This is a genomic window from Xanthomonas sp. DAR 34887 (assembly GCF_041245805.1).
Lineage (GTDB): Bacteria > Pseudomonadota > Gammaproteobacteria > Xanthomonadales > Xanthomonadaceae > Xanthomonas_A > Xanthomonas_A tesorieronis.
On sequence record NZ_CP162490.1, the window covers coordinates 1162379 to 1188071 of the forward strand.

Annotated in this window: 18 protein-coding genes; 9 read left to right on the plus strand and 9 right to left on the minus strand. The window is 69.7% G+C overall.

The window, feature by feature from the left end:
* The 9 genes from AB3X08_RS04975 (at position 1) to tkt (ending at position 12854) form a co-directional block, all read left to right on the plus strand.
* Positions 1-1902 (plus strand): type IV pilus secretin PilQ, encoded by a 1902-nt coding sequence (locus AB3X08_RS04975; protein WP_369936650.1) that lies wholly within the window; start codon positions 1-3, stop codon positions 1900-1902.
* A gap of 177 nt (positions 1903-2079) precedes the next feature.
* Positions 2080-3099, plus strand: a complete 1020-nt coding sequence (locus AB3X08_RS04980) for an AAA family ATPase (RefSeq protein ID WP_369936652.1) — start codon at positions 2080-2082, stop codon at positions 3097-3099.
* A 122-nt stretch (positions 3100-3221) separates the two neighbouring features.
* A complete protein-coding gene (locus tag AB3X08_RS04985; RefSeq protein ID WP_369936654.1) occupies positions 3222-4151 on the plus strand; it encodes a DUF58 domain-containing protein in 930 nt (309 codons plus the stop codon).
* A complete protein-coding gene (locus AB3X08_RS04990; protein ID WP_369936656.1) occupies positions 4148-4603 on the plus strand; it encodes a DUF4381 family protein in 456 nt (151 codons plus the stop codon). The genes AB3X08_RS04985 and AB3X08_RS04990 overlap by 4 nt, the downstream gene beginning before the upstream one ends.
* Positions 4604-4608: 5 nt before the next feature.
* Positions 4609-5631, plus strand: a complete 1023-nt coding sequence (locus AB3X08_RS04995; protein ID WP_369936658.1) for a vWA domain-containing protein — start codon at positions 4609-4611, stop codon at positions 5629-5631.
* A complete protein-coding gene (locus AB3X08_RS05000; protein ID WP_369936660.1) occupies positions 5628-7436 on the plus strand; it encodes a vWA domain-containing protein in 1809 nt (602 codons plus the stop codon). The genes AB3X08_RS04995 and AB3X08_RS05000 overlap by 4 nt, the downstream gene beginning before the upstream one ends.
* 41 nt (positions 7437-7477) lie before the next feature.
* Positions 7478-9205: a BatD family protein gene (locus tag AB3X08_RS05005; protein ID WP_369938428.1), complete on the plus strand. Its 1728-nt coding sequence runs from the start codon at positions 7478-7480 to the stop codon at positions 9203-9205.
* 116 nt (positions 9206-9321) lie between these two features.
* The gene (locus tag AB3X08_RS05010; RefSeq protein ID WP_369936662.1) at positions 9322-10605 is read left to right on the plus strand and encodes a dicarboxylate/amino acid:cation symporter; all 1284 of its coding nucleotides are present in this window, start codon (positions 9322-9324) and stop codon (positions 10603-10605) included.
* A 248-nt stretch (positions 10606-10853) separates the two neighbouring features.
* Positions 10854-12854 (plus strand): transketolase, encoded by a 2001-nt coding sequence (gene tkt, locus AB3X08_RS05015; protein ID WP_369936664.1) that lies wholly within the window; start codon positions 10854-10856, stop codon positions 12852-12854.
* Positions 12855-13071: 217 nt separating this feature from the next.
* Here tkt and AB3X08_RS05020 read toward each other — a convergent pair whose 3' ends face one another.
* The 9 genes from AB3X08_RS05020 to AB3X08_RS05060 all read right to left on the minus strand — a co-directional run bounded on the left by AB3X08_RS05020 (position 13072) and on the right by AB3X08_RS05060 (position 25642).
* Positions 13072-13824 (minus strand): DUF2894 domain-containing protein, encoded by a 753-nt coding sequence (locus tag AB3X08_RS05020; RefSeq protein WP_369936666.1) that lies wholly within the window; start codon positions 13822-13824, stop codon positions 13072-13074.
* A complete protein-coding gene (locus AB3X08_RS05025; RefSeq protein WP_369936668.1) occupies positions 13814-14464 on the minus strand; it encodes an OmpA family protein in 651 nt (216 codons plus the stop codon). The genes AB3X08_RS05020 and AB3X08_RS05025 overlap by 11 nt, the downstream gene beginning before the upstream one ends.
* Positions 14461-16677, minus strand: a complete 2217-nt coding sequence (locus tag AB3X08_RS05030; RefSeq protein ID WP_369936670.1) for a DUF802 domain-containing protein — start codon at positions 16675-16677, stop codon at positions 14461-14463. The genes AB3X08_RS05025 and AB3X08_RS05030 overlap by 4 nt, the downstream gene beginning before the upstream one ends.
* A gap of 10 nt (positions 16678-16687) precedes the next feature.
* Positions 16688-17419: a DUF3348 domain-containing protein gene (locus AB3X08_RS05035; protein WP_369936672.1), complete on the minus strand. Its 732-nt coding sequence runs from the start codon at positions 17417-17419 to the stop codon at positions 16688-16690.
* A gap of 256 nt (positions 17420-17675) precedes the next feature.
* A complete protein-coding gene (locus tag AB3X08_RS05040; protein ID WP_369936674.1) occupies positions 17676-18347 on the minus strand; it encodes a M23 family metallopeptidase in 672 nt (223 codons plus the stop codon).
* A gap of 4 nt (positions 18348-18351) precedes the next feature.
* On the minus strand, positions 18352-19311 hold the full coding sequence (locus AB3X08_RS05045) for a L,D-transpeptidase family protein (protein WP_369936676.1): 960 nt from the start codon (positions 19309-19311) through the stop codon (positions 18352-18354).
* Positions 19312-19485: 174 nt separating this feature from the next.
* The gene (locus AB3X08_RS05050; RefSeq protein ID WP_369936677.1) at positions 19486-22209 is read right to left on the minus strand and encodes a TonB-dependent receptor; all 2724 of its coding nucleotides are present in this window, start codon (positions 22207-22209) and stop codon (positions 19486-19488) included.
* A 137-nt stretch (positions 22210-22346) separates the two neighbouring features.
* Positions 22347-23525: a phosphatidylinositol-specific phospholipase C1-like protein gene (locus tag AB3X08_RS05055; RefSeq protein WP_369936679.1), complete on the minus strand. Its 1179-nt coding sequence runs from the start codon at positions 23523-23525 to the stop codon at positions 22347-22349.
* 170 nt (positions 23526-23695) lie between these two features.
* Complete coding sequence (locus AB3X08_RS05060; RefSeq protein ID WP_369936681.1) at positions 23696-25642, minus strand: acetyl-CoA hydrolase/transferase C-terminal domain-containing protein; 1947 nt, start codon at positions 25640-25642, stop codon at positions 23696-23698.
* Positions 25643-25693: the final 51 nt, after the last annotated feature.

Below are 25693 nucleotides of genomic sequence, written 5' to 3' on the forward strand. Positions count from 1 at the left end.
ATGACTTTTTCCAAAGCCCTGAGCCTGCGTCCCATCCGGCGCCACGCGACGGTGCGGCTACGCGCATTGGGGTTGGCGGCGCTGCTGGGGAGTTCGGCTGCGATGGGCGCGGCGCTGGCGGCGACGCCTGCGGCGGGTCCGGCGCTGGCGACAGCGCAGGCACCGGCCAAGCTCGCGGTGTCGAAGATCGACTTCAAGCGCGGCGACGGCGATGCGGGGCGGCTGATCCTGCACTTCAGCGGCGCCGGCGCCAGTCCCGACCTGCGCACCCAGGGCAACACCGTGGTGGTCGATGTCGGCAACGCATCGTTGCCGGCGGAGCTGCAGCGTCCGCTCAACGTCACCGACTTCGCCACCCCGGTGCAGCGCATCGACGCCAAGCCGTACGCCGGTGGCGCGCAACTGGTGCTGAGCACCAACGGCGCCTTCGAGTCGTTGGCTTACCAGTCAGGGAACGAGTACGTGGTGGAGATTTCGCCGCGGACCTCGGCACCGGCGGTGGGCGCGGTCAGCGCGGCCACGGTCAGCCAGGCGGCGGCGCAGGTCGCCGCGCGCGGCTACAGCGGCCGCCCGGTGACGTTCAACTTCCAGGACGTGCCGGTGCGTACCGTGCTGCAGCTGATCGCCGAGGAATCCAATCTCAACATCGTCGCCTCCGACACCGTGCAGGGCAGCGTCACTCTGCGCCTGGTCAACGTGCCGTGGGACCAGGCGCTGGACATCGTGCTGCGCGCCAAGGGCCTGGACAAGCGCCGCGACGGCGCCGTGGTCTGGGTCGCGCCGCAGCAGGAGCTGGCCAAGTTCGAGCAGGACAAGGAAGACGCGCGGATCGCGATCGAGAACCGCGAGGACCTGAGCACCGACTACATCCAGATCAACTACCACAGCGCTACCACGATTTTCAAAGCGCTGACCGAGGCCAAGGGGATCGGTGGCGGTGGCGGCAGTGGTGGTAGTGGCGGTGGTGGTGGCGGCCAGACCGACAACGGCTTCCTGTCGCCGCGCGGGCGTATCGTCGCCGACGAGCGCACCAATACGCTGATGATCAGCGACATCCCGAAGAAGATCGCGCAGATGCGCGAGCTGATCAACGTCATCGACCGACCGGTCGACCAGGTGCTGATCGAGGGCCGCATCGTTATCGCCACCGATACCTTCGCCCGCGACCTGGGCGCCAAGTTCGGCATCGGCGGCACCCACACCTACGGCGACAACACGGCGACCGTGGGTAGTGGTGCGACCGGCGGCGGGACCGCCGCCACGCGCGGGCTTAACGTTGACCTCGGTGGTACGACGTTCACCAATGCAACGACGCTGCCAAGCTTGGCCTATACCTTGCTCGGATCCAATTTCAATCTGGATCTGGAACTGTCGGCGCTGCAGGAAGAAGGTCGGGGCGAAGTTATCTCCAACCCGCGTATCGTGACCTCCAACCAGCGCGAGGCGGTGATCAAGCAGGGCAAGGAGATCGGCTATGTCACCATCACCGGCGGCACCGCCGGTACTGCGGCGACGCCGAACGTGCAGTTCAAGGAAGTGTTGTTGGAACTGAAGGTCACCCCGACCATCACCGATGACAATCGCGTCTTTCTGAACATGAACGTGAAGAAGGACGAAGTCGACCAGTACCGTGTTCTCGAAGGCTACGGCACCATCCCGGAAATCAACCGCCGCGAGGTCAATACCGCCGTGCTGGTGGACGACGGCCAGACCGTGGTGATCGGCGGCGTATACGAGTTCACCGACCGCAACAGCGTTTCCAAGGTGCCGTTCCTGGGCGATATCCCGTTCCTGGGCAATCTGTTCAAGAAGCGCGGCCGCAGCAAGAGCAAGGCCGAACTGCTGATCTTCGTGACCCCGAAGGTGATGCGCGTGGCCAAGCGCGCGCCTACCGCGGGCTGACGCGCCTGCCTTGCCGAACCACGGCGCACAGGCCAGCATCATGGCGGTATCCAGACGGGAGAAGCAGTCGCTTCTCCCGTCGTCGTTTGTGCCGGCGGATGAGGAAAATCTGAATTTGCGACCGATTGTCGCGCGCGACGCAGAACCATTTCACCGCCGATGGGTCAAACTCGGCACATGAACACCACGCCCTCCAGCTTCGAGCCCACTCCCGCCACGTCCGAGCAGCAGCGCCTGCACGCGGCATTCCTCGCCCTGCGCGACGGCCTGTCCGAAACCATCGTCGGCCAGTCCGCGCTGGTGGAGCGCTTGCTGATCGCGTTGCTCGCCGATGGCCACCTGCTGGTCGAAGGCGCGCCCGGCCTGGCCAAGACCACCGCGATCCGCGCGCTGGCCTCGCGGCTGGAGGCGGACTTCGCCCGCGTCCAGTTCACCCCGGACCTGTTGCCGGCCGACCTGACCGGAACCGAGGTATGGCGTCCGCAGGAAAGCCGCTTCGAGTTCCTGCCGGGGCCGATCTTCCATCCGATCCTGCTCGCCGACGAGATCAACCGCGCGCCGGCCAAGGTGCAGTCGGCGCTGCTGGAAGCCATGGGCGAGCGCCAGGTCACCGTCGGCCGGCATACCTATGCGCTGCCGAAGCTGTTCCTGGTGATGGCGACGCAGAACCCGATCGAGCAGGAAGGCACGTTCCCGCTGCCGGAAGCGCAGTTGGACCGGTTCCTGATGCACGTGCGGATCGGCTATCCCGAGGCCGCCGCCGAGGCCGAGATCCTGCGCCTGGCGCGCGAGCGCGCGCGCGAAACCCTGGAACACGGCGAGGTGCCGCCGCAGCGGATGCCACTGGACGATGTGTTCGCCGCACGGCGTGCGGTGCTGTCGCTGCACATGGCGCCGCCGCTGGAGCGCTATCTGATCGAACTGGTGCTGGCCTCGCGCGACGCCAGCGGCTACGACCCGGCACTGGGGCGGCGCATCGCCTGGGGCGCCAGCCCGCGCGGCTCGATCGCGCTGGAGCGCTGCGCGCGCGCGCGGGCCTGGCTGGCGGGCCGCGATTTCGTCACCCCGGACGACGTGCGTGCGGTGGCGCCGGACGTGCTGCGCCATCGCGTGCTGCCCAGCTACGAAGCCACCGCCGAGGGCTGGGACGGCGATCGGCTGGTCGCCGCGCTGCTGGACAAGGTGCCGCCGCCTTGAGCGGGCGCCAGCACCAATTCGGACGGCTGCAGCACCGCTGCGCTCCGGTGTATCGCGCTGCGGTGCCGCCAGTGCGCGGCAGCGTGACGCAGGCGAGGTAAGCGACGATGGCGGTGCAGGTGATGCCCCCGCAGACGCTGCGCGTCGATGCCGCGACCGGCGCGGATGGCGTGCGGCCGACCCTGGCCGAGCTGGTGGCGCTGCGCGCGGCAGTGGTGCGGGTGCCGCCGCCGCGGCGCGGCCGGCATGGCCTCAGCGGCAGCGCGCCGGCGGCGCTGCGCGGTCGCGGCATGGAATACGCCGAGTCGCGCGAATACGTGGCCGGCGACGACGTACGCCATATCGACTGGCGGCTCACCGCGCGCAGCGGGCGCACCCATACCAAGCTGTTCCAGGCCGAGCGCGAGCGGCTCAGCCTGATCGTGGCCGATACCGCGCCGACGCTGTATTTCGGCACCCGCGTGCGGTTCAAGTCGGTGCAGGCGGCGCGTGCGGGGGCGGTGGCGGCGTGGACCGCGCAGCGCCAGGGCGACCGCCTGGCCGCCTTGCGCGGCAGTCGCAGCGAGGCGCCGGTACCGCCGGCGGCCGGGCCGCGCGGCGCGTTGCGCGTGCTCGATGCGCTGGCGCGCTGGTACGCGCAACCGCCGCAGGACGATGCAGGCCTCGGCGTGGCGCTGGAACACGCGGCCAAGCTGTTGCGGCCGGGCTCACGGCTGGTGGTGCTGGCCGATCCGGCCAGCGCGAACGCGATTCCGGCGGCGCGCTGGGCCGGGCTGGCGCTGCACAGCGATGTGGTGCTGCTGCTGCTGGCCGACGCGCTGGAACTGCAGCCGCCGCGGGCGGCGTTGCCGTTCTGGGCTGGCGGGCGCCGGGTGGAAATCGATCTGCTGGCGGCCAGTGCGCAACAGCGCTGGCACGAACAGTTCGTCGCACCGCTGGAAACGCTGGCGGCCGAACTGCCCGGCCGCGGCGTGCAAGTGCGCGTGCTGCGCAGCGATGCGGCCAGCGAATCCTGGCTGCTGCCGGTAATCGGCGGGAGCGCGCCGCGATGACGCCGCAACAGTTGCCGCTGCGCGATGTGCATCTGCCGCCGGCGCCGCCGTGGTGGCCGCCGGCGCCGGGTTGGTTGCTGCTTGGCGCAGCGCTGTTGTTGGCGCTGGGCATCGCGCTCGGCTTGTGGGTCTGGCGACGTGCGCGGCGACGCCGCTGGCAGCGCCAGTTCGATGCGGCGCTCGGCAGCGGCGCCGCGCCTGCACAAGTGGCCGCGGTGTCGGAACTGCTGCGCCGCGCGGCGCGGCGCCGCGACCCGGCCGCCGCGGCGCTGCAGGGCGAGCCATGGCTGCGCTTTCTCGACGGGGACAAGCGCCGGGATTTTTCCGCGGGACCGGGCCGCGTGCTGCTCGATGGCGGGTATCGGCGCGACCTGGAGCATGCGCAGCTGCAGGCGCTGCTGCCGCTGGCGCGGCGCCGCTTCCTCGAACTGATGGGCGGGCGCGGCGGGTGATGGCGATGAGTACGCTTTCGCTGCACTGGCAAAGCCTCAGCGATCTGCTCGCCGGGTTCGCCTGGCCGTGGATGTGGCTGGCGATGCCGTTGCCGCTGCTGGCCCGCCTGTTGCTGCCAGCGCAGCGCGGCAGCGCACCGGCCTTGCGCGTGCCCTATGGGGCGCGGTTGCAGGCGGTGGCGGCCGCGCCCGCGCGCGGCGGCCTGTGGCGGGTCGGCCTGTGGCTGACCTGGCTGGCCTGGTTCTGCCTGTGCGGTGCGGCGGCGCGGCCGCTGCAACTGGGCGAGCCGATCTCGCCGCCGCAGCAGGCGCGGCAACTGATGCTGGCGGTGGACCTGTCCGGCAGCATGAGCGAGCCGGACATGACCCTGGGCGGGCGCGTGGTGGATCGGCTGACCGCGGCCAAGGCGGTGCTGGCCGACTTCCTCGACCGCCGCGACGGCGACCGGATCGGCCTGCTGGTGTTCGGCCAGCAGGCGTATGCGCTGACGCCGCTGACCGCCGACCTGGCGACGGTGCGCGACCAGTTGCGCGACAGCGTGGTCGGCCTGGCCGGGCGCGAGACCGCGCTCGGCGATGCGATCGCGCTGTCGGTCAAGCGCCTGCGCGAGCAGCCGCAGGGCGACCGGGTGCTGATCGTGCTGACCGATGGCGTCAATACCGCTGGCGTGCTGGAACCGACCAAGGCGGCGGAACTGGCCAAGGCCGAGCACGTGCGCGTCTACACCATCGCCTTCGGTGGCGCCGGCGGCTATTCGCTGTTCGGCTTGCCGATGCCCGGCGGCGGTGGCGACGATCAGGTCGACGAGGACACCTTGCGCAAGATCGCGCAGGACACCGGCGGGCGCTTCTTCCGCGCCCGCGATACCGAGCAACTGGTCTCGATCTATGCCGAGCTGGAGCGCCTGGAGCCGGTACGCTCGGCCGGTCCGGCGGTGCGCCCGCGGATCGAGCGCTATGCGTGGCCGCTGGGCGCGTCGCTGCTGCTGGGAGTGATGGGCTTCATCTGGCCTTGGAGGCGGCAATGAACGCGGTGCTCGGCTTCCTGGAGGCATTGCATCTGTTGCGCCCGCAGTGGTTGTGGGCATTGACGCTGCTGCCGTTGCTGGGCTGGAGCTGGCTGCGTCGGCGTCGGCGCCGCAATGTATGGCGGCACGCGGTGGACGCGCATCTGCTGCCGCATCTGCTGGCGAAGGAGGATGGCCGGCGATCGCTGTCGGGGATGTGGCTGGCCGCGCTGGGCTACGTACTCGCGGTGGTGGCGCTGTCCGGACCGAGCTGGCGCCAGGAACAGCAGCCGCTGTGGCAGTCGCGCACGCCGCTGGTGATCGCGCTGGATCTGTCGCCGCGGATCGAAGCCGGCGACCTGCCGCCGTCGCGATTGCTGCAGGCACGCGCCAAGCTGGCGACGCTGCTGCGCGAACGTGCCGGCGGCGAAGTCGCGTTGCTGGCCTATGCCGGCGAACCCTATACCGTCGCACCGTTGACCGACGACGCGGCCAACGTCGCGCTGTTCCTGGACGCGCTGTCGCCGCAGGTGATGCCGGCGCCTGGGCAGCGCACCGATCTGGCCATCGATTGGGCGGCACAGCTGCTGCGACAGGCCGGTTTCACCCGCGGCGACATCCTGCTGCTCAGCGACCAGGCCGACGCGCAGGCGCAGCAGGCCGCGGCGCGTGCGGCCGGGCAGGGCTACCGGGTGTCGGTGCTGGGATTGGGCACCGCGCAGGGCGCGGCCTATCGCGATAGCCAGGGCGGCGTTGGTCACGCGCAGCTGGATGCCGGTTCGCTGCAGGCGCTGGCCAGCGCCGGCAACGGCCGCTACGCCGCGCTGACGCCCACCGACGCCGATCTGCGCGGTCTGGGCGTGCTGCAACCGGCGCAGCAGGAAGACGCGACAGCCGCCGGCGAGCGCAGCGGCAAGGTCTGGCTGGACCAGGGCTATTGGCTGCTGCCGCCGCTGCTGCTGTTGGCCCTGTTCGCGTTTCGCCGCCGTGGCGGCGCTGCGCTGCTGCTGGTGGCGCTGCTGCCGTTGGCGATGCCACAGCCGGCGCATGCGGCGGCGGCCGAGGCGGCCAGTGGCGATTGGTGGCGGCGCCCCGACCAGGTGCGCCAGCAACGCCTGGACGCGGGCGTGCAGGCCTACCGCAAGGGCGATTTCGCCGCCGCGCAGCAACAGTTCCAAGGCGTCGACAGCGACCAGGGCTGGTACAACCTGGGCAATGCCTTGGCCCGCCAGGGCCGCTACGACGAGGCGATCGACGCCTACGACAAGGCGTTGCGGCAGCATCCGCAGATGGCCGACGCGATCGCCAACCGCGCCGCGGTCGATGCCGCGCGCAAGCGCCAGTCCGGGCAGAACAACGCCGCGCAGAACAAGCCGGGACAGCAGGGCAAGCAGCAATCGCAGCAGAACCAGAAGGGCCAGTCGCAGCCGGGTGCCGGCGGCGCGCCGAAGGGCCAGGATCCGTCGCAGGCCAAGGCGCCGGCGGATGCGCAAGGCCAGCCGGGGCAGAAGAATGCGCAGTCGCAGGCCGGGTCCAAGGAAAAGGATGCGACGCCGCCGGGGCCGCCGAAGCCGGGCGATGCGCAGGCGCAGCAGCAGGCCGACGCGGCGCAGCGCCAGCAGATGCAACAGGCGATGGCGCAGCAGGGCGCGGCAGGCAAGCAAGCGGACGCACGCGCCGCCGCCGCGGCGGCGGAAACCCCGCAGCAGCGCGAACAGCGCCAGGCGGTGGAAGCATGGCTGCGGCGGGTGCCGGACGATCCGGGCAACCTGCTGCGCGCCAAATTCAAGCTCGAACACGAACGCAGGCAGCGGGAAGGACCATGATCGAACGCAAGCAACGCCGCTGGCGCGGGGGCGTATCCGCGATGCGGATGCGATCGGTACTGCTGACGGTGTGGGCAGCCGTGTTGCTGGCCACGCTGGCGCTGCCGGCCGCGGCCGCGACCCGTGCCTGGCTGGACCGCGACAGCATCGGCGCCGGCGAAAGCGTCACCCTCAACATCGAGACCGACCAGCGCGTGGCGGCGCCGGAGTACGCGCCGCTGCGCGCGCAGTTCGCGCTCAGCGACGAGGTCAGCAGCCGGCAGATGCAGATCGTCAATGGCCAGGTCACGGCCAAGTCGCTGTTCGGCGTGGCGCTGACCCCGCGCGGCACCGGCACGATCGACATCCCGTCGGTGCAGGTGGGCAACGAGCGCACCGCGCCGTTGCGGCTGCAAGTCGCGGCCGCCGCGGCGGCGCCGGCCGGCAGCACCCGCGCCGGCGATCCGGCGCAGCTCGGCAACGCCGACGTGTTCGTGCAGACCGTGGCCGACGACGCGCAGCCGTATGTGCAGCAGAGCGTGGGCGTGGTGGTGCGGCTGTACCTGGGCGTGCCGCTGACCTCGGGCGAACTGGATCTGGATCCGCCGGCCGGGGCGGCGCTGCAGCGCATCGGCGACGATATCCAAAGCCGGCGCGAGATCGACGGACGCATGTTCACCATCGTCGAGCGCCGTTATCTGCTGGTGCCGGAGCACAGCGGGCCGTTGACGCTGCCCGGCGCGCGCTTCCGCGGGCGCGGTCCCAGCGGCTTCTTCGACGATTATTTCGGCCGTGGCGGCGACCTCAGCGCGCGCAGCGCGGCGCAGGCCCTGCAGGTGCGCGCGCAACCGGCCAACGCGCCGCAGCCGTGGCTGCCGCTGCACGACCTGCGCCTGCGCTACACCGCCACGCCGCAGCGTGCGGCGGTGGGCGAGGCGGCCGACATCGTGGTCGAGGCCAGCGCGCGCGGCGCCACCCAGGCGCAGTTCCCGGAGTTGCCGACGCCGAGCGTCGATGGCGCGCAGGTGTTCGCCGAGCCGCCGCAGTTCGACGAGACGTTTGTCGACGGCAGCCCGCAACTGAAGATCACCCGGCGCTACTCGATCGTGCCGCAGACCGCTGGGCCGTTGCGGGTCAGCGGGCTGCGCGTGCCATGGTGGGACGTGGCGGCCGGCAATGCGCGCGAGGCCAGCTTGCCCGAGCTGAACCTGCAGGTGCTGCCAGGGCGTGCCGCACCCGCCGCGCCTGCGACGCCGGCCAGCGTAGCGGCGCCGAGCCTGACGGTGGTGCCGACCGACAACGCGGTGACTCCGACTCGCGCGGCGTCCGGATGGCTCGGGTCGTTGCCGCTGTGGATGGCGCTTGCCGGACTGTTCGCGCTGCTGTGGCTGGCGACGCTGCTGTGGGCCTGGCGCCGCAGCCGCGGTGCGCATGCGCCGGCCGGCGCATACGCTGCGCCGGCGGTAGCGGCAGGCGCGGCGCCGCGCGCCCGCTACGGCCTGCCCGACCTGCGCAAGGCGCTGGATGCCGGCGGCCTGGACGAGGTCGCGGCGATCCTGTGCGCGCAGGCCGGCGTCGCCGACCTCGATGCGCTGCTGGCCCGCCTGGATGATCCGGCGCAACGCGAAGCGGTGGTGCGCCTGCAACGCGCACGCTGGGGCGGTGCCGGCGACGTGCCTGGCGCGCGTGCCGCGCTGCGCCAGGCGTTTTGGGCCGGGCCGCGTTGGCGCGACACGCCGCGCAAGCGTGGCAAGGACGAGCTGCCGCCGCTGTACCCGCGCGACGCGTAAGAACGTCGTCCTGGGGACGAGCGGCGCGAGGCGCAGTGCACTGGCGAGGACGCTGGCTTGCGGCCTGCCGCTACGGGTTTGTTAAGCTCGGTGTTCCCTTCTGCAAGGCGCACACGATGACCGACACCCCCGTGAAGGCCAAAACCGGCATGCCGTTGCATTGGAAAATGGCGATCGGTTTCGCTTTCGGGCTGGTGTTCGGCCTGGCCGTGCACATGAGCGTGGGCGGCGATGCGGCCTGGGTGCAGGCGCTGACCACCTACCTAACCACGCCGTTGTCCAAGCTGTTCCTCAGCCTGATCTTCATGCTGATCGTGCCGCTGCTGTTCTCGGCGCTGGTGATGGGCATCTCCGAGATGGGCGACATCCGCGCGCTGGGCCGGATCGGCTGGAAGACGCTCGGCTACACGGTGGTGTTGTCGGGCATCGCGGTGCTGCTCGGACTGGTGCTGGTCAACGTGCTCAAGCCTGGCACCGGCGTGGACCACGCGCTGGCGCAGCAACTGCTGCAGCAGAACGCGGAGCGCGCCGCGCAGATCGTCGACCAGAGCAAGGAGCAGCCGCGCGGCATGGACATGCTGCTGGCGATCGTGCCCGACAACGTGGTCGCCGCCGCCTCCAGCAACGGCGCGATCCTGTCGCTGATGTTCTTCGCGGTGATGTTCGGCGTGGGCATGGTGCTCAGCGACGACGCCAAGGTGGCCACGCTGCGGCGCGGCATCGAAGGTGTGTTCGAGATCTCGATGACCCTGATCGGGCTGGTGATCCGCCTGGCGCCGTACGCGGTGGCCTGCTTCATGTTCAATCTGGCGGCGCTGTTCGGCTTCGAACTGTTGATCCGGCTCGGCGCCTACGTCGGCGTGGTGGTGCTGGCGCTGGGCCTGCACATGGTGGTGACCTACGGGCTGGCGGTGAAGTTGGCCGGGCGCTCGCCGCTGGAGTTCTTCCGCGCCACCCGCGAGGCCACGGTGATGGCGTTCTCCACCGCCTCCAGCAACGCCACCTTGCCCACCGCGTTGCGCGTGGCCGACGAGATGGCGCTGCCGAGCAAGGTGTCGCGCTTCGTGCTGACCGTCGGCGCCACCGCCAACCAGAACGGCACGGCGCTGTTCGAAGGCGTCACCGTGATCTTCCTCGCCCAGTTCTTCGGTGTGGAGCTGAGCATCGCGCAGCAGTTCATGGTCATGCTGGTGTGCATCCTCGGCGGCATCGGCACCGCCGGCGTGCCGTCCGGCTCGCTGCCGGTGGTGGCGCTGATCTGCGCGATGGTCGGGGTGGACCCGGTCGGCATCGGCATGATCCTGGGCGTCAACCATTTCCTGGACATGTGCCGCACCGCGCTGAACGTGACCGGCGACCTGGCGTTGACCACGCTGGTGGCGAAAGGCGAGGACGGTTGAGGGCCGGGATTAGGGATTGGGGATTAGGGATTGGTAAAGGCGGCAGTGCGGACGCCCAAGCGGCTGCGTGTGTGAGCGGCTTTGAGTGCCGCGGCTGCTATCGGTAATGCCCGTCGCGGCTGAGGCCGCTCCTACAAGGCCTGGCGGCGTCCGTGCCGTGCCGTTGCGAATCCCCACTCCCGAATCCCGAATCCCCGCCTGTGGGACAATAGCGGACCCGAAGCCCCGTGCCCGCTAACAGAACCCACATGACGACGCCCACCCGACGCCAGCTCGCCAACGCGATCCGTTTCCTCGCCGCCGATGCGGTCGAGGCCGCCAAGTCCGGCCATCCCGGCATGCCGATGGGCATGGCCGACATCGCCGAAGTGCTGTGGAACGACTTCCTCAGCCACAATCCGAACAATCCGAAGTGGTTCAACCGCGACCGCTTCGTGCTCTCCAACGGCCACGGTTCGATGCTGCAGTACGCACTGCTGCACCTGTCCGGCTACGACCTGCCGCTGGACCAGCTCAAGCGCTTCCGCCAGCTGCACAGCAAAACCGCCGGCCATCCCGAGCGCAGCGAGACCCCCGGGGTGGAGACCACCACCGGCCCGCTCGGCCAGGGCTTCGCCAACGCGGTCGGTTTCGCGCTGGCCGAGAAGCTGCTGGCGCAGCGTTTCAACCGCCCCGAGCACCAGATCGTCGACCACCGCACCTGGGTGTTCATGGGCGACGGCTGCATGATGGAAGGCATCTCCCACGAAGCCGCCTCGCTGGCCGGCACCTGGGGCCTGGGCAAGCTGGTCGCGTTCTGGGACAACAACCATATCTCCATCGACGGCAACACCGCCGGCTGGTTCAGCGACAACACCCCGGCGCGTTTCGAGGCCTACGGCTGGCACGTGCTGCGCGATGTCGACGGACACGGTGCCGACGCGATCAAGGCCGCGATCGAGGCCGCCATCGGCGAGAGCGACAAGCCGACCCTGATCTGCTGCCGCACCACCATCGGCTTCGGTGCGCCGAGCAAGGCCGGCAAGGAATCCTCGCACGGCGCGCCGCTGGGCAAGGACGAACTGGAAGGCGCGCGCAAGGCGCTGGACTGGCCGTACGGCCCGTTCGAGATCCCGCAGGAGATCTACGACGGCTGGCGTGCCGGTGGCGCCGGCACGCTGCGCCAGGCCGAGTGGGAGCAGGCGTTCGACAAGTACGCCAAGCAGTTCCCGGCCGAGGCCGCGGAGCTGACCCGCCGCTCGCACGGCGAACTGCCGGAAGACTTCGTCGCCCAGGCCGACGCCTACATCGCCAAGCAGGCGAGCGAGGCGCAGACCATCGCCTCGCGCAAGGCCTCGCAGATGGCGATCGAAGCGTTTGCGCCGCTGCTGCCGGAGCTGGTCGGCGGTTCGGCCGACCTGGCGCATTCCAACCTGACCCTGTGGAAGGCCAGCAAGTCGGTCGCCAGCGACGACCCGAACGCCAACTACGTGTACTACGGCGTGCGCGAGTTCGGCATGACCGCGATCGCCAATGGCCTGGCGCTGCACGGCGGCTTCATCCCGTTCGACGCCACCTTCCTGGTGTTCAGCGACTACGCGCGCAACGGCGTGCGCATGAGCGCGTTGAACCCGGCGCATGCGATCCACGTCTACACCCACGATTCGATCGGCCTGGGCGAAGACGGCCCGACCCATCAGCCGGTGGAACACCTGGCCTCGCTGCGCTACATCCCCAACAACGACGTGTGGCGCCCGTGCGACACGGTGGAATCGGCGGTGAGCTGGAAGGCCGCGATCACCCGCCAGGACGGCCCGAGCTGCCTGGTGTTCAGCCGCCAGAACCTGCCGTTCCAGGCGCGCAGCGAGGCGCAGATCCAGCAGATCGAACGCGGCGGCTACGTGCTGGCCGATGCCGAGGGCGGCGCGCCGGACGTGATCCTGATCGGCACCGGTTCGGAAGTGGGCCTGGCCGTGGAGGCGAAAAAGACCCTCGATGCCGCGGGCATTAAGACGCGCGTGGTGTCGATGCCGTCGACCGACGTGTTCGACCGCCAGGATGCGGACTACCGCGAGTCGGTGCTGCCGAACGCGGTGCGCAAGCGCGTGGCGGTGGAGGCGGGCGTCACCAGCTTCTGGCGCAAGTATGTGGGCCTGGACGGCGCGGTGGTCGGCCTCGATACGTTCGGCGCCTCGGCACCGGCCGACGAGCTGTACAAGTACTTCGAGATCACCGCCGAGCACGTGGTCGCGGCGGCGAAGGCGTTGTAATCCGCGGTATCCCGCGGCACTGGAAAAGGCCGGCGCAAGCCGGCTTTTTTCTTGCGTCGTCGCGGAATTCAAACGCGCCACCTGTAGGAGCGGCTTCAGCCGCGACATGCACCCTGATGGCGTCTGTCGCGGCTGAAGCCGCTCCTACAAGGGCGTTATCGGCCTGATTGGGCCGTATGCCTGGCACGCATGGCGGCGGCCTGTGCGCGGCCTTGTTTCAGCCGCGCTTGCGCGGCTTGCCGCGCGCCGGCTTCCTGCCGATGGCGGCGTTGGGCTTTTGCTGCGTGGCGAGCACGTCGTCGTCGTGCATCTGCTGCAGCCACGACAGCGCGTCGACGTAGGCCAGGAAATGCTGCAGATAGCCAGGCGACAGGGTGCGCATCAGCGCCAGCGAGCGGTGCACCAGCACGCCGGAATTCAGCGGCCCGGCATCGGAAGGGGCCTGTTGCAGCGATTGCCGCAGCTGGCTGCGGCTGCGCAGCTCGGTCCACAGTCTGCGCGCATCGTCGAGTGCAGGTAATTGCGGCGCAGACTGCAGCGGCGTGGCGCTTGCCGTGCCGTTGGCATCGTTCGCGGTGGCGGCGGGGAACCGCTGCAGCAGCTCGCCGAGCGGGCTGCGCGCAGTCGCGCTCACTGTCGCGGCGGGCGCGGCATGGGCATCGGTGACGTCGCCGCCGCAGGCATCGGCATTGGTGCCGCCTTGCGCCAGCGCCGGCTGCAGCGCGACTGCCTCCTCCTCGCCGGCAACGCGTACCGGCTGCGCAACCGGCATCCTGGCCAGATCCGCGGCGTAGGCGTCGAGCAGCGCGGACAGCTTCTGCTCCAGCAGGTGGCGCGCCTGGCCATGATGCGCATCGACGCGCCGCGCCAGCGCTTCGATGAAGCGGAAGCGCAGCGGATCCAGGCGCTCGGCGTGCTGTTGCCGCCATGCGCCGAGCAGTTCGCTCGCCGGTGTCGCGTTATCGCGCATGCGGGTTCGCGGCAGACTTGGACAGTTTCGGCAGCGGCGCCATTTCCACGCGTCGGTTGCTGGCGCGTCCGGCTTCGTCGGTGTTGGGGCTGACCGGTTGCTGCGCGCCGAACGCGGCGGCGAACACCGCGTCGGCCGGTACGCCTTCGTCGATCAGCGCGCGGGTCACGGTCAGCGCGCGCTGCGCCGACAGTTCCCAGTTGTCGGCGAACTGGCGGTTGCTGTCGCGCACCTGGCGGTCGTCGGTGAAGCCGCTGACCATCAGGATCTCGCCGCGCGCCTTGAGATAACCGGCCAGCGGCGCAGCCAGGCTCTTCAGCAGCTCGCGTCCCTCGGGCTGCAACTGGTCGGAATTGAGCGCGAACAGCACGCTGCCGCGGATACCGATGCGGCCATCGACCAGGGTCACCCGGCCCGCCGCCAGCGGCGCGGCCAGCGCCTGTTCCAGGGTCTTGCGTTGCCGCGCTTCGGCTTGCCGCTGCCGGACTTCCTCGTCCAGCTTGTTCGACAATTGCAGTTGCACGCCGATCACGCCGATCAGGATCAGCACGAACGCGCCCAGCATGACCGACATCAGATCGCCGAACACCGCCCAGATCGGCGCGCCGGCGTCGGCGTCGATCTCCAGCTCGTCGCTCATGCCGCTTCGGCCCCGCCGTCGGCGTGCTGGCCGGGCAGCTGGCGCAACTCCTCGAGGATCTGCTTCTGCGACAGCATGCTCAGGTCGATGACTTCGCGCGCCTGCGCCACGTAGTAGGCCAGTTGCTCGTCGCTACGTGCGAGCGACTTGTCCAGCGCCTGTTCGATGCCCTGCAGGCGCTCCAGCAGCGCCGCGTTCGACTGGCCGAACGCTTCCACCGCGCCGCCGAACGCATCGCCCAGGCTCGCCACTTCAGTGGCGCCGACCGCGACCTGCGCGGCGACCGATTCGAGTTTGCCGGTCTCGGCTTCGATGTGGTCGGTGAAGCGGGTGCCGACGCGTTCGAGCAGGTCGGCCGAGGTGGTGACCAGCGCATCGACCGCCGTGCGTTGTTCGGTGGAGGCGTGGTTCACCGCATCGAGCAAGGTGTGCAGCGTGTCCAGCAGGCGGCTGCGCTCTTCCAGCATGGCGGTGTCGCGGACCATGCTCTCGGAGAGTTTCTGGCGCAGTTCGGCGACGACGTCGGCGGCGGCCTTCGGCGCTTCCGAGGCGGTCTGCACCAGGCGCGAGATCTCGGCGATGGTCTCGCTGGCATGCGCCTGGGTCTGCGCCGCGATCGCGGCCGCGGTGCGTTCGAGGGTGGCACAGATGTCCTGCTGGCGTTGCGCGATGCGCTCGCCGTTGCGCTCCCACTCCGCGTTCAAGGCGGCGACCATCGCGGCGAACGTGTCGGTCCACGTGGCCAGGCGCGCCTGGTCGCGCGCCTGCAGCGCGTCCTGCAACTGCGCATGCGAGTGCTGCATGGTCTCGACCAGCGCTGCCGCGCGTTGTTCCAGCGTCGCCGCGGCAGCGTCCAGCGCCTGCGCGTTGCGCTCGGCCAGGGCAGCGTTGATGTCCTCCTGGCGCGACAGCGCGTCGCTCCAGGCCTGCTTGGCGCCATCTGCGGCGGCGTCGAGCCGTGCCGAGATCGCGTCCAGCGCCTGCGCGTTGCGCTCCGCCAACTGCGCATTGATGTCCTGCTGGCGCGACAGCGCATCGTTCCAGGCCTGCCTGGCGCCGTCCGCCGTGGCATCCAGCCGCGCCGACACGGCATCCAGCACGCCGTTGGAGCGCGTCGCGAAGCTGTCGCCGAAGCCTTCCAGCGCGCTGCGCAGATCCTGCACCAGCGCCTGGTTGGTGTCGCGCTGGCCGGCCAGCGCGGCCTCCCACGCCTGCGCGGCGCGCGCGGCGGCGTTCTCGAAGCCGCTGGCCAGGCCATCCAGCTGGCGCTGCACGGCCTGGCCGACATGCTCGTGCAGCGTGGCGGTTTCGCGCGCCAGGCCGTCCAGGGTGGACTGCACCAGCGGCTGCAGCGCCGCGCCCAGCGCGCGCGCGTTCTCCGCGACGCCGGCCTGCAGCGACTGCTCCACCGCGCCGGCCAGGCGCGTGTAGGCGGCCTCGGTTCTGGCGTGGAAGGCGTCCTGGTTGCCCGCCAGGCGTTCGCCACTGGCGGCGCCCTGCTGCTCGATGCCGGCCGCCATTGCCTGCAGCCGGTCGATCAATGCCGGCATCAGGTCGGTCTGCCGCTGCAGCAGCTTGAACGCTTCGTTGCGCTGGAACGCCTGCGAATGCACGTGCAGCGTGGTCGCGATGGCCAGATCGAGCGCTTGCACCGCCTGTAGTCGCTCGCGCCGGCACAGCGCGGCGAGCAGGCCGAGCATCGCCGAACTGGCCACGCCGGCGATGGAGGTGCCGAACGCGAAGCCCAGGCCCTTGACCGGTGCGGCCAGCGAGTCGCGGATCGCCTGCAGGTCGGTCGCGCTTTCCAGCGCCAGGCCGGTCCCGCGCAGGGTCGCCATCATGCCCAGGAAGGTGCCGAGCATGCCCAGCAGCACCAGCAGGCCGACCAGGTACGGGGTCAGCCCCGGCGCCGGCAAGGCGACGCGCTCACCCTCGATGCGCAGGCGCACCGCGTTGCGCAGGCCTGGATCCAGGCGCTGCAGCCAGCCGCCCATGTCGGATCGTGCCGCCTGCGCGTCGTCCACGGCGTGGACCAGCGTGGCCGTGGCCTGCCGGTAGCGGTACAGCTCCAGCGCGCCGGCCACGTAGCACGCGCCGATCAGCAGCGCGAAGCCGACGCCCAGCGGGTTGTTGCCGAGGTAGCCCACGCCGATCCAGCACACGGCGGCGAGGCCGGCCAGGAACACGATGGAATTGAAGAAGTTCTTGAACATGAGATCTCGGTCAGCGGGGGCGCAGCGCTGCGAGCAGCGCGTCGATGGGGTGGAAGCGGACATCCAGCTCGGCACGCAGCACGCTGCGCATGTCCTGCCGGAACACGTCCAGCCAGGCGTTGGCGGTCGGTGCCTGAGCGGTGTCCGCCGTGTGCGTGTCGGCCGCCGCGGTGGGGGCGATCTCGCGCAGGCGTTCGAAATGCTGTTGCAGCAGCGCCGGCACGGCCGCCAGCAGGGTCTGTTCGCGCGGACTCAGGGTCAGCTCCATGACCGCATCCACTTCCGCCAGCCGCGCCATGTCGGCCGACGTCCGCGCCAGCGTGTCGCGCAGTTGGCCGCGCAGGCGGCCGGTCGCGGTCAGCATCGTCCGCTGCAGCGACAGGTAGCGCTGGCGGAACGGCGCATAGTCCAGCGGCGCGTTCGCGTCGGCGGTCTGGCCGGGCCGGGGGACTTGCTTGCCGGCGTCGGTCGCGCTGTCGCTGGAAATCGCCTCCTCCAGCGCGCTGCGCACGCGTGCGCATTCGTGCTCATCGATGCCCTCGAACGGCGCGTCGGCGTCGATCGCGGGTAGCGTGCCGTCCAGCGCCCGGGACACGGCCACGGCGCGCGTCCAGTCGATCCATTGGCCTAGCCGGTCGGCCAGCACGGGGCTGGACGGCGCGATCTCGGCGTCGGTGAGACGTGCGAGGAGGCGAATGAACGCCGGGCCCGGGACAGGCGGCCGTGGAAGAGCTTTCGCCATTGCTTCTGGGTAAAACCGGGAATTTTACACGCGAATGACATGCCGGGCCGGCCGGCGACTCCGGCGGCGGCCCCAACGCCGGTCCCCCGGCCCGGTGCGGTTCAAGCTGGCGTGGCTGGGTTTGCCCCCAGCAATGGTGTAGTGCAGGGCCTGCGCGAGCTTGCGGCAGAACAGCACCTGCGGCGCTTCAGGGTATCGGGAAGCCCCGTCCCGAGTGCCCCGCGGTCCCGCGCCCCGCCAGGGGGCGTGCCTGGGCCTACAGCCGCTGCTCGCCCCGCAGCAGCGGATACGGATTGAGCGATTCGCCCTTCCACCACTGCTTTTCCGGTCCCAGCTGGTGGATCTCGAAATGCAGGTGCGGGGCGCCGGGATCGGCATTGCCGGTGCTGCCGACATAGCCGAGCACCTGGCCGCGGCGGAGCGTCTGTTTCTCCGCCAGGCCATCCGCGTAGCGCTGCAGGTGCGCGTAGTAGTAGGCGTAGCGGCCGCTGGGTTCGAACTGGTACACGGTAAGGCCGCCGCGTTCGCTGTCGAACAGCTTCTCCACGCTGCCGTCGGCCACCGCCAGCACCGGCGTGCCGGCCGGCGCCAGGATGTCGATCGCATCGTGGCGCCGGCCCTGGCTGCGCGCGTCGGTGAAGGTGTCCTGCAACTGGTCGCGGCGCACACCCTGTACCGGGATCAGCAGCTCATCGGAGACATTCGCCGGCGCGGCCGCGGGGGCCTCCGCCACGGGCGCAGGTGCAGGGGCCATCGCCTCGCGCTGCGCCGGTGCCGCTGCCGGCGCTGCGGCGGGGGACGGCGCCGGCGCGGCCGCGGCGTCGCCAACGGCGGCCGCACTGGGCCGCACCTGCACGCCAGCGCGCAGCACCCAGTAGCCGAGCGCTACCGCCAGCACCAGCGCGGCCAGGCTGAGCAGGGTCTTCATCCGCTCACTCCTGCATCGTTACCGGTACCGACGCGTTCACCGCGGCGGCCACGGTCAGCGCATCCCAGTTGGTCAGGCGCACGCAGCCATGCGATTGCGCCTTGCCGACCCGCGCCGGATCCGGCGTGCCGTGCAGGCCGTAGTGGTCCTTGGACAGGTCGATCCACACTTCGCCGACCGGGTTGTTCGGGCCTGCGGCCAGCGTGGCCTTCTTGTCCGACTTGTCGGCGTCCCAGAACAGCTTGGGGTTGTAGTGGAAGGTCGGTTGCCGCACCACGCCCTTGATCTTCCAGTCGCCGATCGGCAGCGGATCGTGTTCGCTGCCGGTGGAGGCGGGGAACTGGGCCAGGATCGCGCCGCCGGCGTCGAGCAGGCGCACGGTGGAATCGGATTTGTCGACCACCAGCTTGGCCGCCTTCGACAGTGCGGCGGTGCCGAGCACGTTCGGCACCTGCACGCTGGCGCCGGCCTGGCCGAAGTCGACCGCCGGGTTGAGCGCGCGCAACAGCGCAGGCGCGGCGTGGAAGCGTTCGCCCAGGCGCTCTTCCACCGACTCGTAGCCCAACGCCGGCAGCTTGGCCTTCTCCGCAGTGTCCTCGGGGATCTTGGGGAACGGACCGGCGACGTCCTCGGCGGTGAGCGTGTAGGCGACCAGCGCGGGCGCGCCGTCCTGCGCCAGCGCCTGCCAGGTGGCGTCGTCGAGTTCGCCGCTCACGGTCAATCCGCGCGCCTGCTGGAAGCCGGAGACCGCGCGGCGCTGGTTGGAGCCCGGCTGGCCGTCGATCTCGCCCGGGGAGAAATGCGCGCGGTCCAGCAGCACTTGCGCGCGCAGCGGCGAACGCTCGCCGCTGTCCGGGGCCGCGGTGGACGTTGCGGCCTTGCCCGGTTGTTGCGCCGATGCGTTGCCGGCTGCGCTGGCGAACAGCACGGCGAGGCAGGCGAGTGGGAGCGATAGGCGAGACATCGGCGACTCCGGCGTGAATTGCCGTCACCATGCCTAAGCGCCGCGACTAGCCCGCGTGAAATGACTGGCTGGCTGCTGACCAAAGCGTGGCCGGCACTGCCGGGCCGCGCTTCCGCATCGCCTTCGAGATCGCAGACCCGAGGCCTCACGCGCTTGGCCGGAGGCCGGCCGCGCTCAGTAGGTGTAGCCCACCGTCAGCATGTACACCCGCCCCGTCTCGACATACGCGCCGTCGGCGCCGGGGTCGTAGGCCATGTAGCGCTTGGATTTGCCCTGGGTCTCGTAGAACGTGGCCGCATCGAGCAGGTTCTTGGCCGACACGCCGACGTCGATGCCGTGCGGCAGGTGGTAGGTGGCATGCAAGTCCAGCGACTTCACCGGTTGCAGGTAGTAATTCAACCGGTCGCTGGTCAGGCCGAGCAGCTGCAGGCCGGTGTAGTTGTAGCTCAGGTCCGCACGCAGCCTGGTGTCGTCGTAGAACAGATCCAGGTTGTAGATGCGCTCCGGCGCGCGCGGCAACCAGGTGTTCTCCGGCTGGTCGGCGCGCTTGCTGTCGGCCGAGCTGTGCTGCAGGGTGAGATTGGCGGTGGCGCCGAAATTGCCCCAGAAACCAGGCAGATCCTGCAGGCGTTTGCTCAGCGCCAACTCCACGCCGTACAGCTTGGCCGTGCCGCCGTTCTGCGGCATGGTCACCGGTACGCCGTTCTCGAACGTGGTGCCGGTGGGAACCAGACCGCCGAGCGTGTTGTCGTTGCTGGTGGCAGATTGCGAGGTGTAGATGAAGCCGGTGATGCGCTTGTAATAGGTCGCGGCACTGAGCACGCCGCCGTGGTGATCGTAGAATTCCGCGGACAGATCGGCGTTGTCGGCCTTGCTCGGATTCAGGTCCGGATTGGGCTTGGAGATGCCTATGACCGTGTTGTTGGGGTCGATGGTATAGACCGTCTCGCCGGAAATCAGGCCGAAGGCCGGACGGCTGAAACTGCGCCGCAGCGAGGCGCGGTAGACGGTGAGATCGTCCGGGCGATAGTTGAGGCTGATCCCGGGCAGCACTTCGCCGTAGGTGCGGCCGTTGCCGACGAACTGGCCATTGATGCCGTCGCCGCTGGATTGCCAGGAATCGGCCGAATAGCGGGTCAGTTCGTAGCGCACGCCGGGCAGCACGGTCACGTCGCCGAGGTGCAGCGTGGCCATCGCATAGCCGGAATAGATCGCCTCGGTGCTGGAAGTGGTGTTGGCGTTGTAGTCGTTGGCGGTATAGACACCCGCGCCGTTGGGATCGTCGACGTATTTGTAGGGTACGGCCTGCGCCAGCATCCAGTTGCGGTCCAGGATCTTGAACGGGCCGGCGTAGTGGCCATCGAATGCGCCGTAGGTCAGCCGCCCCGGGATCGCGCTCAGCGGCGGGCCGCCGGCGGTGGGGAACGCGTAGTTGGGGCCGCCGAAGTAAGGGCCGTTGCTGACGAAGTTGCCGTCCTTGTGGAAGAACGGATGGTCGTAGGCGCTGCGGTCGGCGTGGTCGGCCGCCAGCCCGAGCTTGACGCTGTCCAGCACGCTGTCGTCCACGCTGTAGGTAATGTCGGTGTGCGCGTTGATGCGGTTGTCGTGGCTGCCGGCGTCATGGCCCTGCACTTTCCACAGCAACGACGAATCCAGGTTGTAGAAGAAGTTCTTCAGCGCCTCGGAGCTCGGGCCGATGCTCGGATAGGTCGGATCGCCGAGGTCGAAGGCGAAGCTGCCGGGGGTGAAGCCGTACAGGCTGGCCGAGACGTAGTCCGGGCGGCTGCGGGTGCCGCGGCCGAAGGAGGCGCCGTAGTCGAAGCGCAGCCGGTCCAGCGTGGTCCGGCCGCCCAGTTGCAGCGTCGCCAGTGTTTCGTCGATGTCGTGCGTGTTGAAGTAGCCGCCGCGCACGGCGGTGGGCTGGTTCAAATAGGTTTCGAGGCGCGCGCTGGACTGGTCCTGCTGCCCGGTGACGCCGTAGCTGCCGTAGATGGCGCGGGCGTACAGCGCGCTGCGTTCGCCCTGCCAGTCGAACGCGAGATTGGCGCCGTAGCGTTCGATCTGGCTGGTGTAGACGCTGTACTTGTAGCGGGTGCTGACCAAGCGCCCCACGTCGCGCAGATCGACAGCACTGGCCTGCGCCGGATCGACCGGGACGTATTTGCTGTTGGGCGCAGGCGCCTGCGCCATGTTGTTGTTCTTGCCGTAGTAGGCCGAGGCGTAGAGGCCGAAGGCCTGGTCGTCGCCGAACTTCCAGGCCAGTTCCTGTTGCAGCGTGCCGCCCTTGTCCTTGCCGCCCAGGTCCGAGGCGAGCGCGTTGAACTGGCCCTGCGCGGTGGTCTTGCCGTAGAAATCGCCGTTGAAGTCGAAGGCGCTGGGAGTGCGCATGTCGATCGCGCCACCGATCGCGTCGCCGGGCATGTCCGGCGTCGGCGCCTTGGACACCTGCACCGTCTGGATGCCGAACGGGGCCAGCATGTTCAACGAGATCGCGCGGGTCGACGAGTCGGTTTCGGGCATGCCGAAGCCGTTGAGGGTGTAGGCGTTGTAGCTGGCGTCCATGCCGCGGATGCTGACGTAGGCGTTTTCGCCGGTGGTGGCCTGGCCCAGATGCATGTCGCTGTAGGCCGACAATCCCGGCATGTGCGCGAGCACGCCGGCGATGCCGGCCGAGGGAATGGCGTCGATCTGCTCCTTGTCCATCACGCTGTTGACGCTGTCGGACAGGCGCTGTTCGTTGATCGAACCGGGCGCGGGCGCCTGGTCGGCCTGCACGTTGACCGAGTCCAGCGTGGTGGGGGTGCGCGGGCCCGCGTCCTCCGCGAAGGCGGGGGAGGAGAACGTTAGGGCGATGCTGATGGCGTAGCTCAGGCGGCTGATGGAACGGAAGGACGGCATGCGGAACACTCGCGGTTGGTGAGCTGGGGTAACCCTGGCCCCGGCCATGCGGGCGCAGGCGATGGCATCGCCCATGCGTTCCATTGCGACAGGTGTGTGGGGGTGGTGCGGTACGAAACGCTGCGAGCGGCGTCGATTCAGTGGGCCAGATCGACGCCGTCGCAGCGTGCGTTCGGGAATTGCGGATTGCAGCGCGCTACCGCGTCGCCATCGAAACGCACCACGTAGCCGGAAGCGGCCGGCTCGTGGTCGGGAAAATCGGTGCTGAGCAGTTGTGCGCCGCTGGCGAGCATGCGGTCGCGGCGCGTGGTGTCGTTGTGCGCCGGTTCTTTCAGGTCCGCATCGGTCCGCGTACGCACCAGATAGCCGGCTTTCACCAGGCCCGCGATCTCTTCCACGCTGCCGTCGTTGCGCTCGGTGAAGGCCGCATCGTCTTCGCCGGGAGTGGCATTGGTGAAGCACACGCGGCCGCGCAGCGAAGGGTGGCCGGGCAGGTAGTTGCTGCCCACCGAATGCTGATCGAGCAGGAACACGATCTTGCCGCGCGCCTCGGCCAACGGCGGCCAGCCGTGGGCGAGAATCGCGGCGTTGAGCGTGGGTGCGCTGCCGCGCACCTGGTCGGGGCTCAGGTATTCGTCGCGCCGGAATACCGAGCGGATTTCCGCATCCAGCGCATCCATCGCCTTGGCGTCGAAGGGCTCGGGCTGCACGGTCGGGAACGCCAGGTGCAACGAAGACTCTTCGGTTTCCAGCAGCACGAACACCGGCAGGTGGCGCGGATGGCGCTTGGACCACGCACGCACTTCCTGCAGGCAGGCGAGTAGCGGTTGGCAGGTGCTGCGCTGGTCCAGGTCCTGCACGTGCATGACCTTGAATCCCGGCTTCTCCATCACCCCGGGCGCAGCGATGGGCGGCGCCGGCGGCAGCCCGGCCCCGGCGATCTGCGCGTCGATCGCCGGATGCGCATAGCGGCCGCCCTTGGCATCGGCATAGATGTCCAGCTCGATCTGCCTGACGCCGTCGTCGAGTTGCTGCGCCAGCGGCGGATGGCGGTAGTCCAGCTTCGCGAACGTCGCCGGATCGGTCCGCTTCCAGAGTTCGGCTTCACTGGGAGCGAAGCCCGCGTGGTAGCTGTTGTGACTGCCGATGTACTGCAGTTCATTGAGCCGCGGAGCGGCGTGCACGGCGAGCGGGACGATCGTCAACAGGCCGAGCAGGGCGCTTTCGATGCGTTTGCTGCGCGGCGAACGCGCGCCTGGCGTGGCGGTGGCACAGACCGATGCCAGCGCCGACAGGATGGATGCAGAGAAACGCATGCGGCGACGCCGGAGAACGAGATCGCGCCATCATCGGCGGTGAGCTTGACGCGTATCTTTCCATCTTGTTGCCACTCGGCGTCATGCATTGCAAGCGTTCGCCATCCACGCGGCAACCGCTGCAACGCGGTGTCGCCGCTTGGTAGGCGCGAGCGCTGCCCGTGGCAACTTCAGCGCGACCTGGTCTGCTGCAAGGCGTAGGCCAGCAGGCGCGCGGCGATGCGTTCGCCGAGGCCGCGCGGCGCATCCAGCGCCATGCGTTGCAGGCTGGCCGGATCGCCGGGATCGCGCGAAAACAGCGCGCGTGCCACGGTGGCCAGCTTCGTGCCGGTGCTGGCGGTGTTGCGCTTGAGCCAGGCCAGTGCGCGCAGCAGGCGCTGTTCGACCGCGGTGAAGTCGCTGCCCAGCGGATAGTCGGGCAGGGTGCCGTCGGCGCGGAACGAGGCCAGCGCGGCGCGCACGCGTTCGCCGCGGTTGCGCTGCCAGTGCGGCCGCGCGATGACGTCGGCGCCCAGCTTGCCGGCTTGTTTGGCCTCGGCCAGTAGCGCAGGCTGGAACGCCGCGTCGGCGATGCCGATCATGCCGACGATGCAGTCTTCGTCGGTCATGCCGCGCAGGTCGGCGATGCCGTACTCGTTGAGATAGATGTCGCGCAGGTGGCGCGGGATCGTGGTGTGGCCGTAGTTCCAGCGCACGTTGGAGTGCAGCGCGGGCGCCTCGCCGCGGATGGCGCGGAACATCAGCACGCTGCGCGCGTCGTCCAGCGCGTGCGCCATCGCCACGAAGTTGTATTGGCCGCCGACCCCGGATACCACGCGGCCATCGTCCAGCGCATCGGACACCGCCGCGCCCAGCGCGGTGGCCATCATGCAGGAGTTGAAGAACCGCGCTTCGCGGCGTTGCAGGCGGCGCAGGCGCTCGTCGCCGTACAGCTGGTTGATCGCGCTGATGCGGTGCATGCCGATGCCGGCGCGCGCTTCCGGCGCCATCTCGCGCAGCCAGGCATAGAACTCGGGCGAGCCGAGGTAGAACGCGCCCTGCAGGTATTCGCCGTCGCGCTGCAGCCGGGCCTGGTCGCCGGCATCGGCGCTGCCGTCGGCCACGCGCTGCATCAGCTCCACGTCGTCGAGCACCTTGCGCTTGATCACGCCGCACTGGACCAGCTGGCGGAAGCCTTCGTTGAGCATCTCGCTGCAGCCGAACAGGCCGATCGAAAAGGGTGCGAGTCCGCCGCATTCCTGGACCGCGGGGTGCGTTTCCAGTTGCGGATCCAGCGCCGCCAGCACCTGCCGGTAGCGTGCGTTGTCGGTGTGCCGCAGTACCAGCGCGTGGCACAGCGCGTCGGCCAGGGTGCCGATGCCGATCTGCAGCGTGCCGCCATCGCGCACCAGCGTGCTGGCATACAGGCCGATGGCGTAGTCGGCATCGGCCACCGGCTGCCGCGGCAGTCCGAACAGCTGGGGATAAGGGCCCGGCGGGGTCACCACCACGTCGAAGAACGACGCATCCACTGCCGCGCTGCCGCCGATCCACGGCAGCTGCGGATCCACCTCGGCAACCAGCAGCGGCCGCGGCAGGCCGCGCCGGCGCACCGCATCCAGGGTGTCCTGGGTGATGTCGTTGTTGCAGGAGAACGACAGGCGGGTGCCGCCGGGTTCGCGCGCTACCTTCTGCACGATCAGGTTGGGCGCACGCTGCGCCACCGCGTCGGCCGCATACGTGTAGTTAAGGCTGGTGTAGTTGCGCTGCGCCTGCGTGGAGCGCAGCAACGCGCCGGACTGCATGTAGAACTCTTCCACCTGGATATGCGCCGGCAGCGCATCGCGCTGCAAGGCCTGCACATACTTGAGCTTCGGGAAGTCGTCGCCGAAATGGCGCTGCACGAACGGGCGCAGGAAACGGCCTTCCAGTCCGCCGCCGGGCGCCGGCGGGTTCAGCGACAGCGCGGTGTAGAGCTGCAGCGGCCGTTGCGGATCGGCGGCGACCCGGTCGTACAGCGCGTTGAGCAGGCGGTGCGGCTTGCCGATGCCCAACGGTGCGCCGATGCGCAGTGGGCCGGGGATGCGCTGCAGGATCAGCTCGGCAGCGGCGTCGAGGTCTTCGAGGGAGTCGGTCATAGCAGCATAGCTTAGGCGAGCGCCGCCACGGCGTGCTTTCGGCGGTTGCCG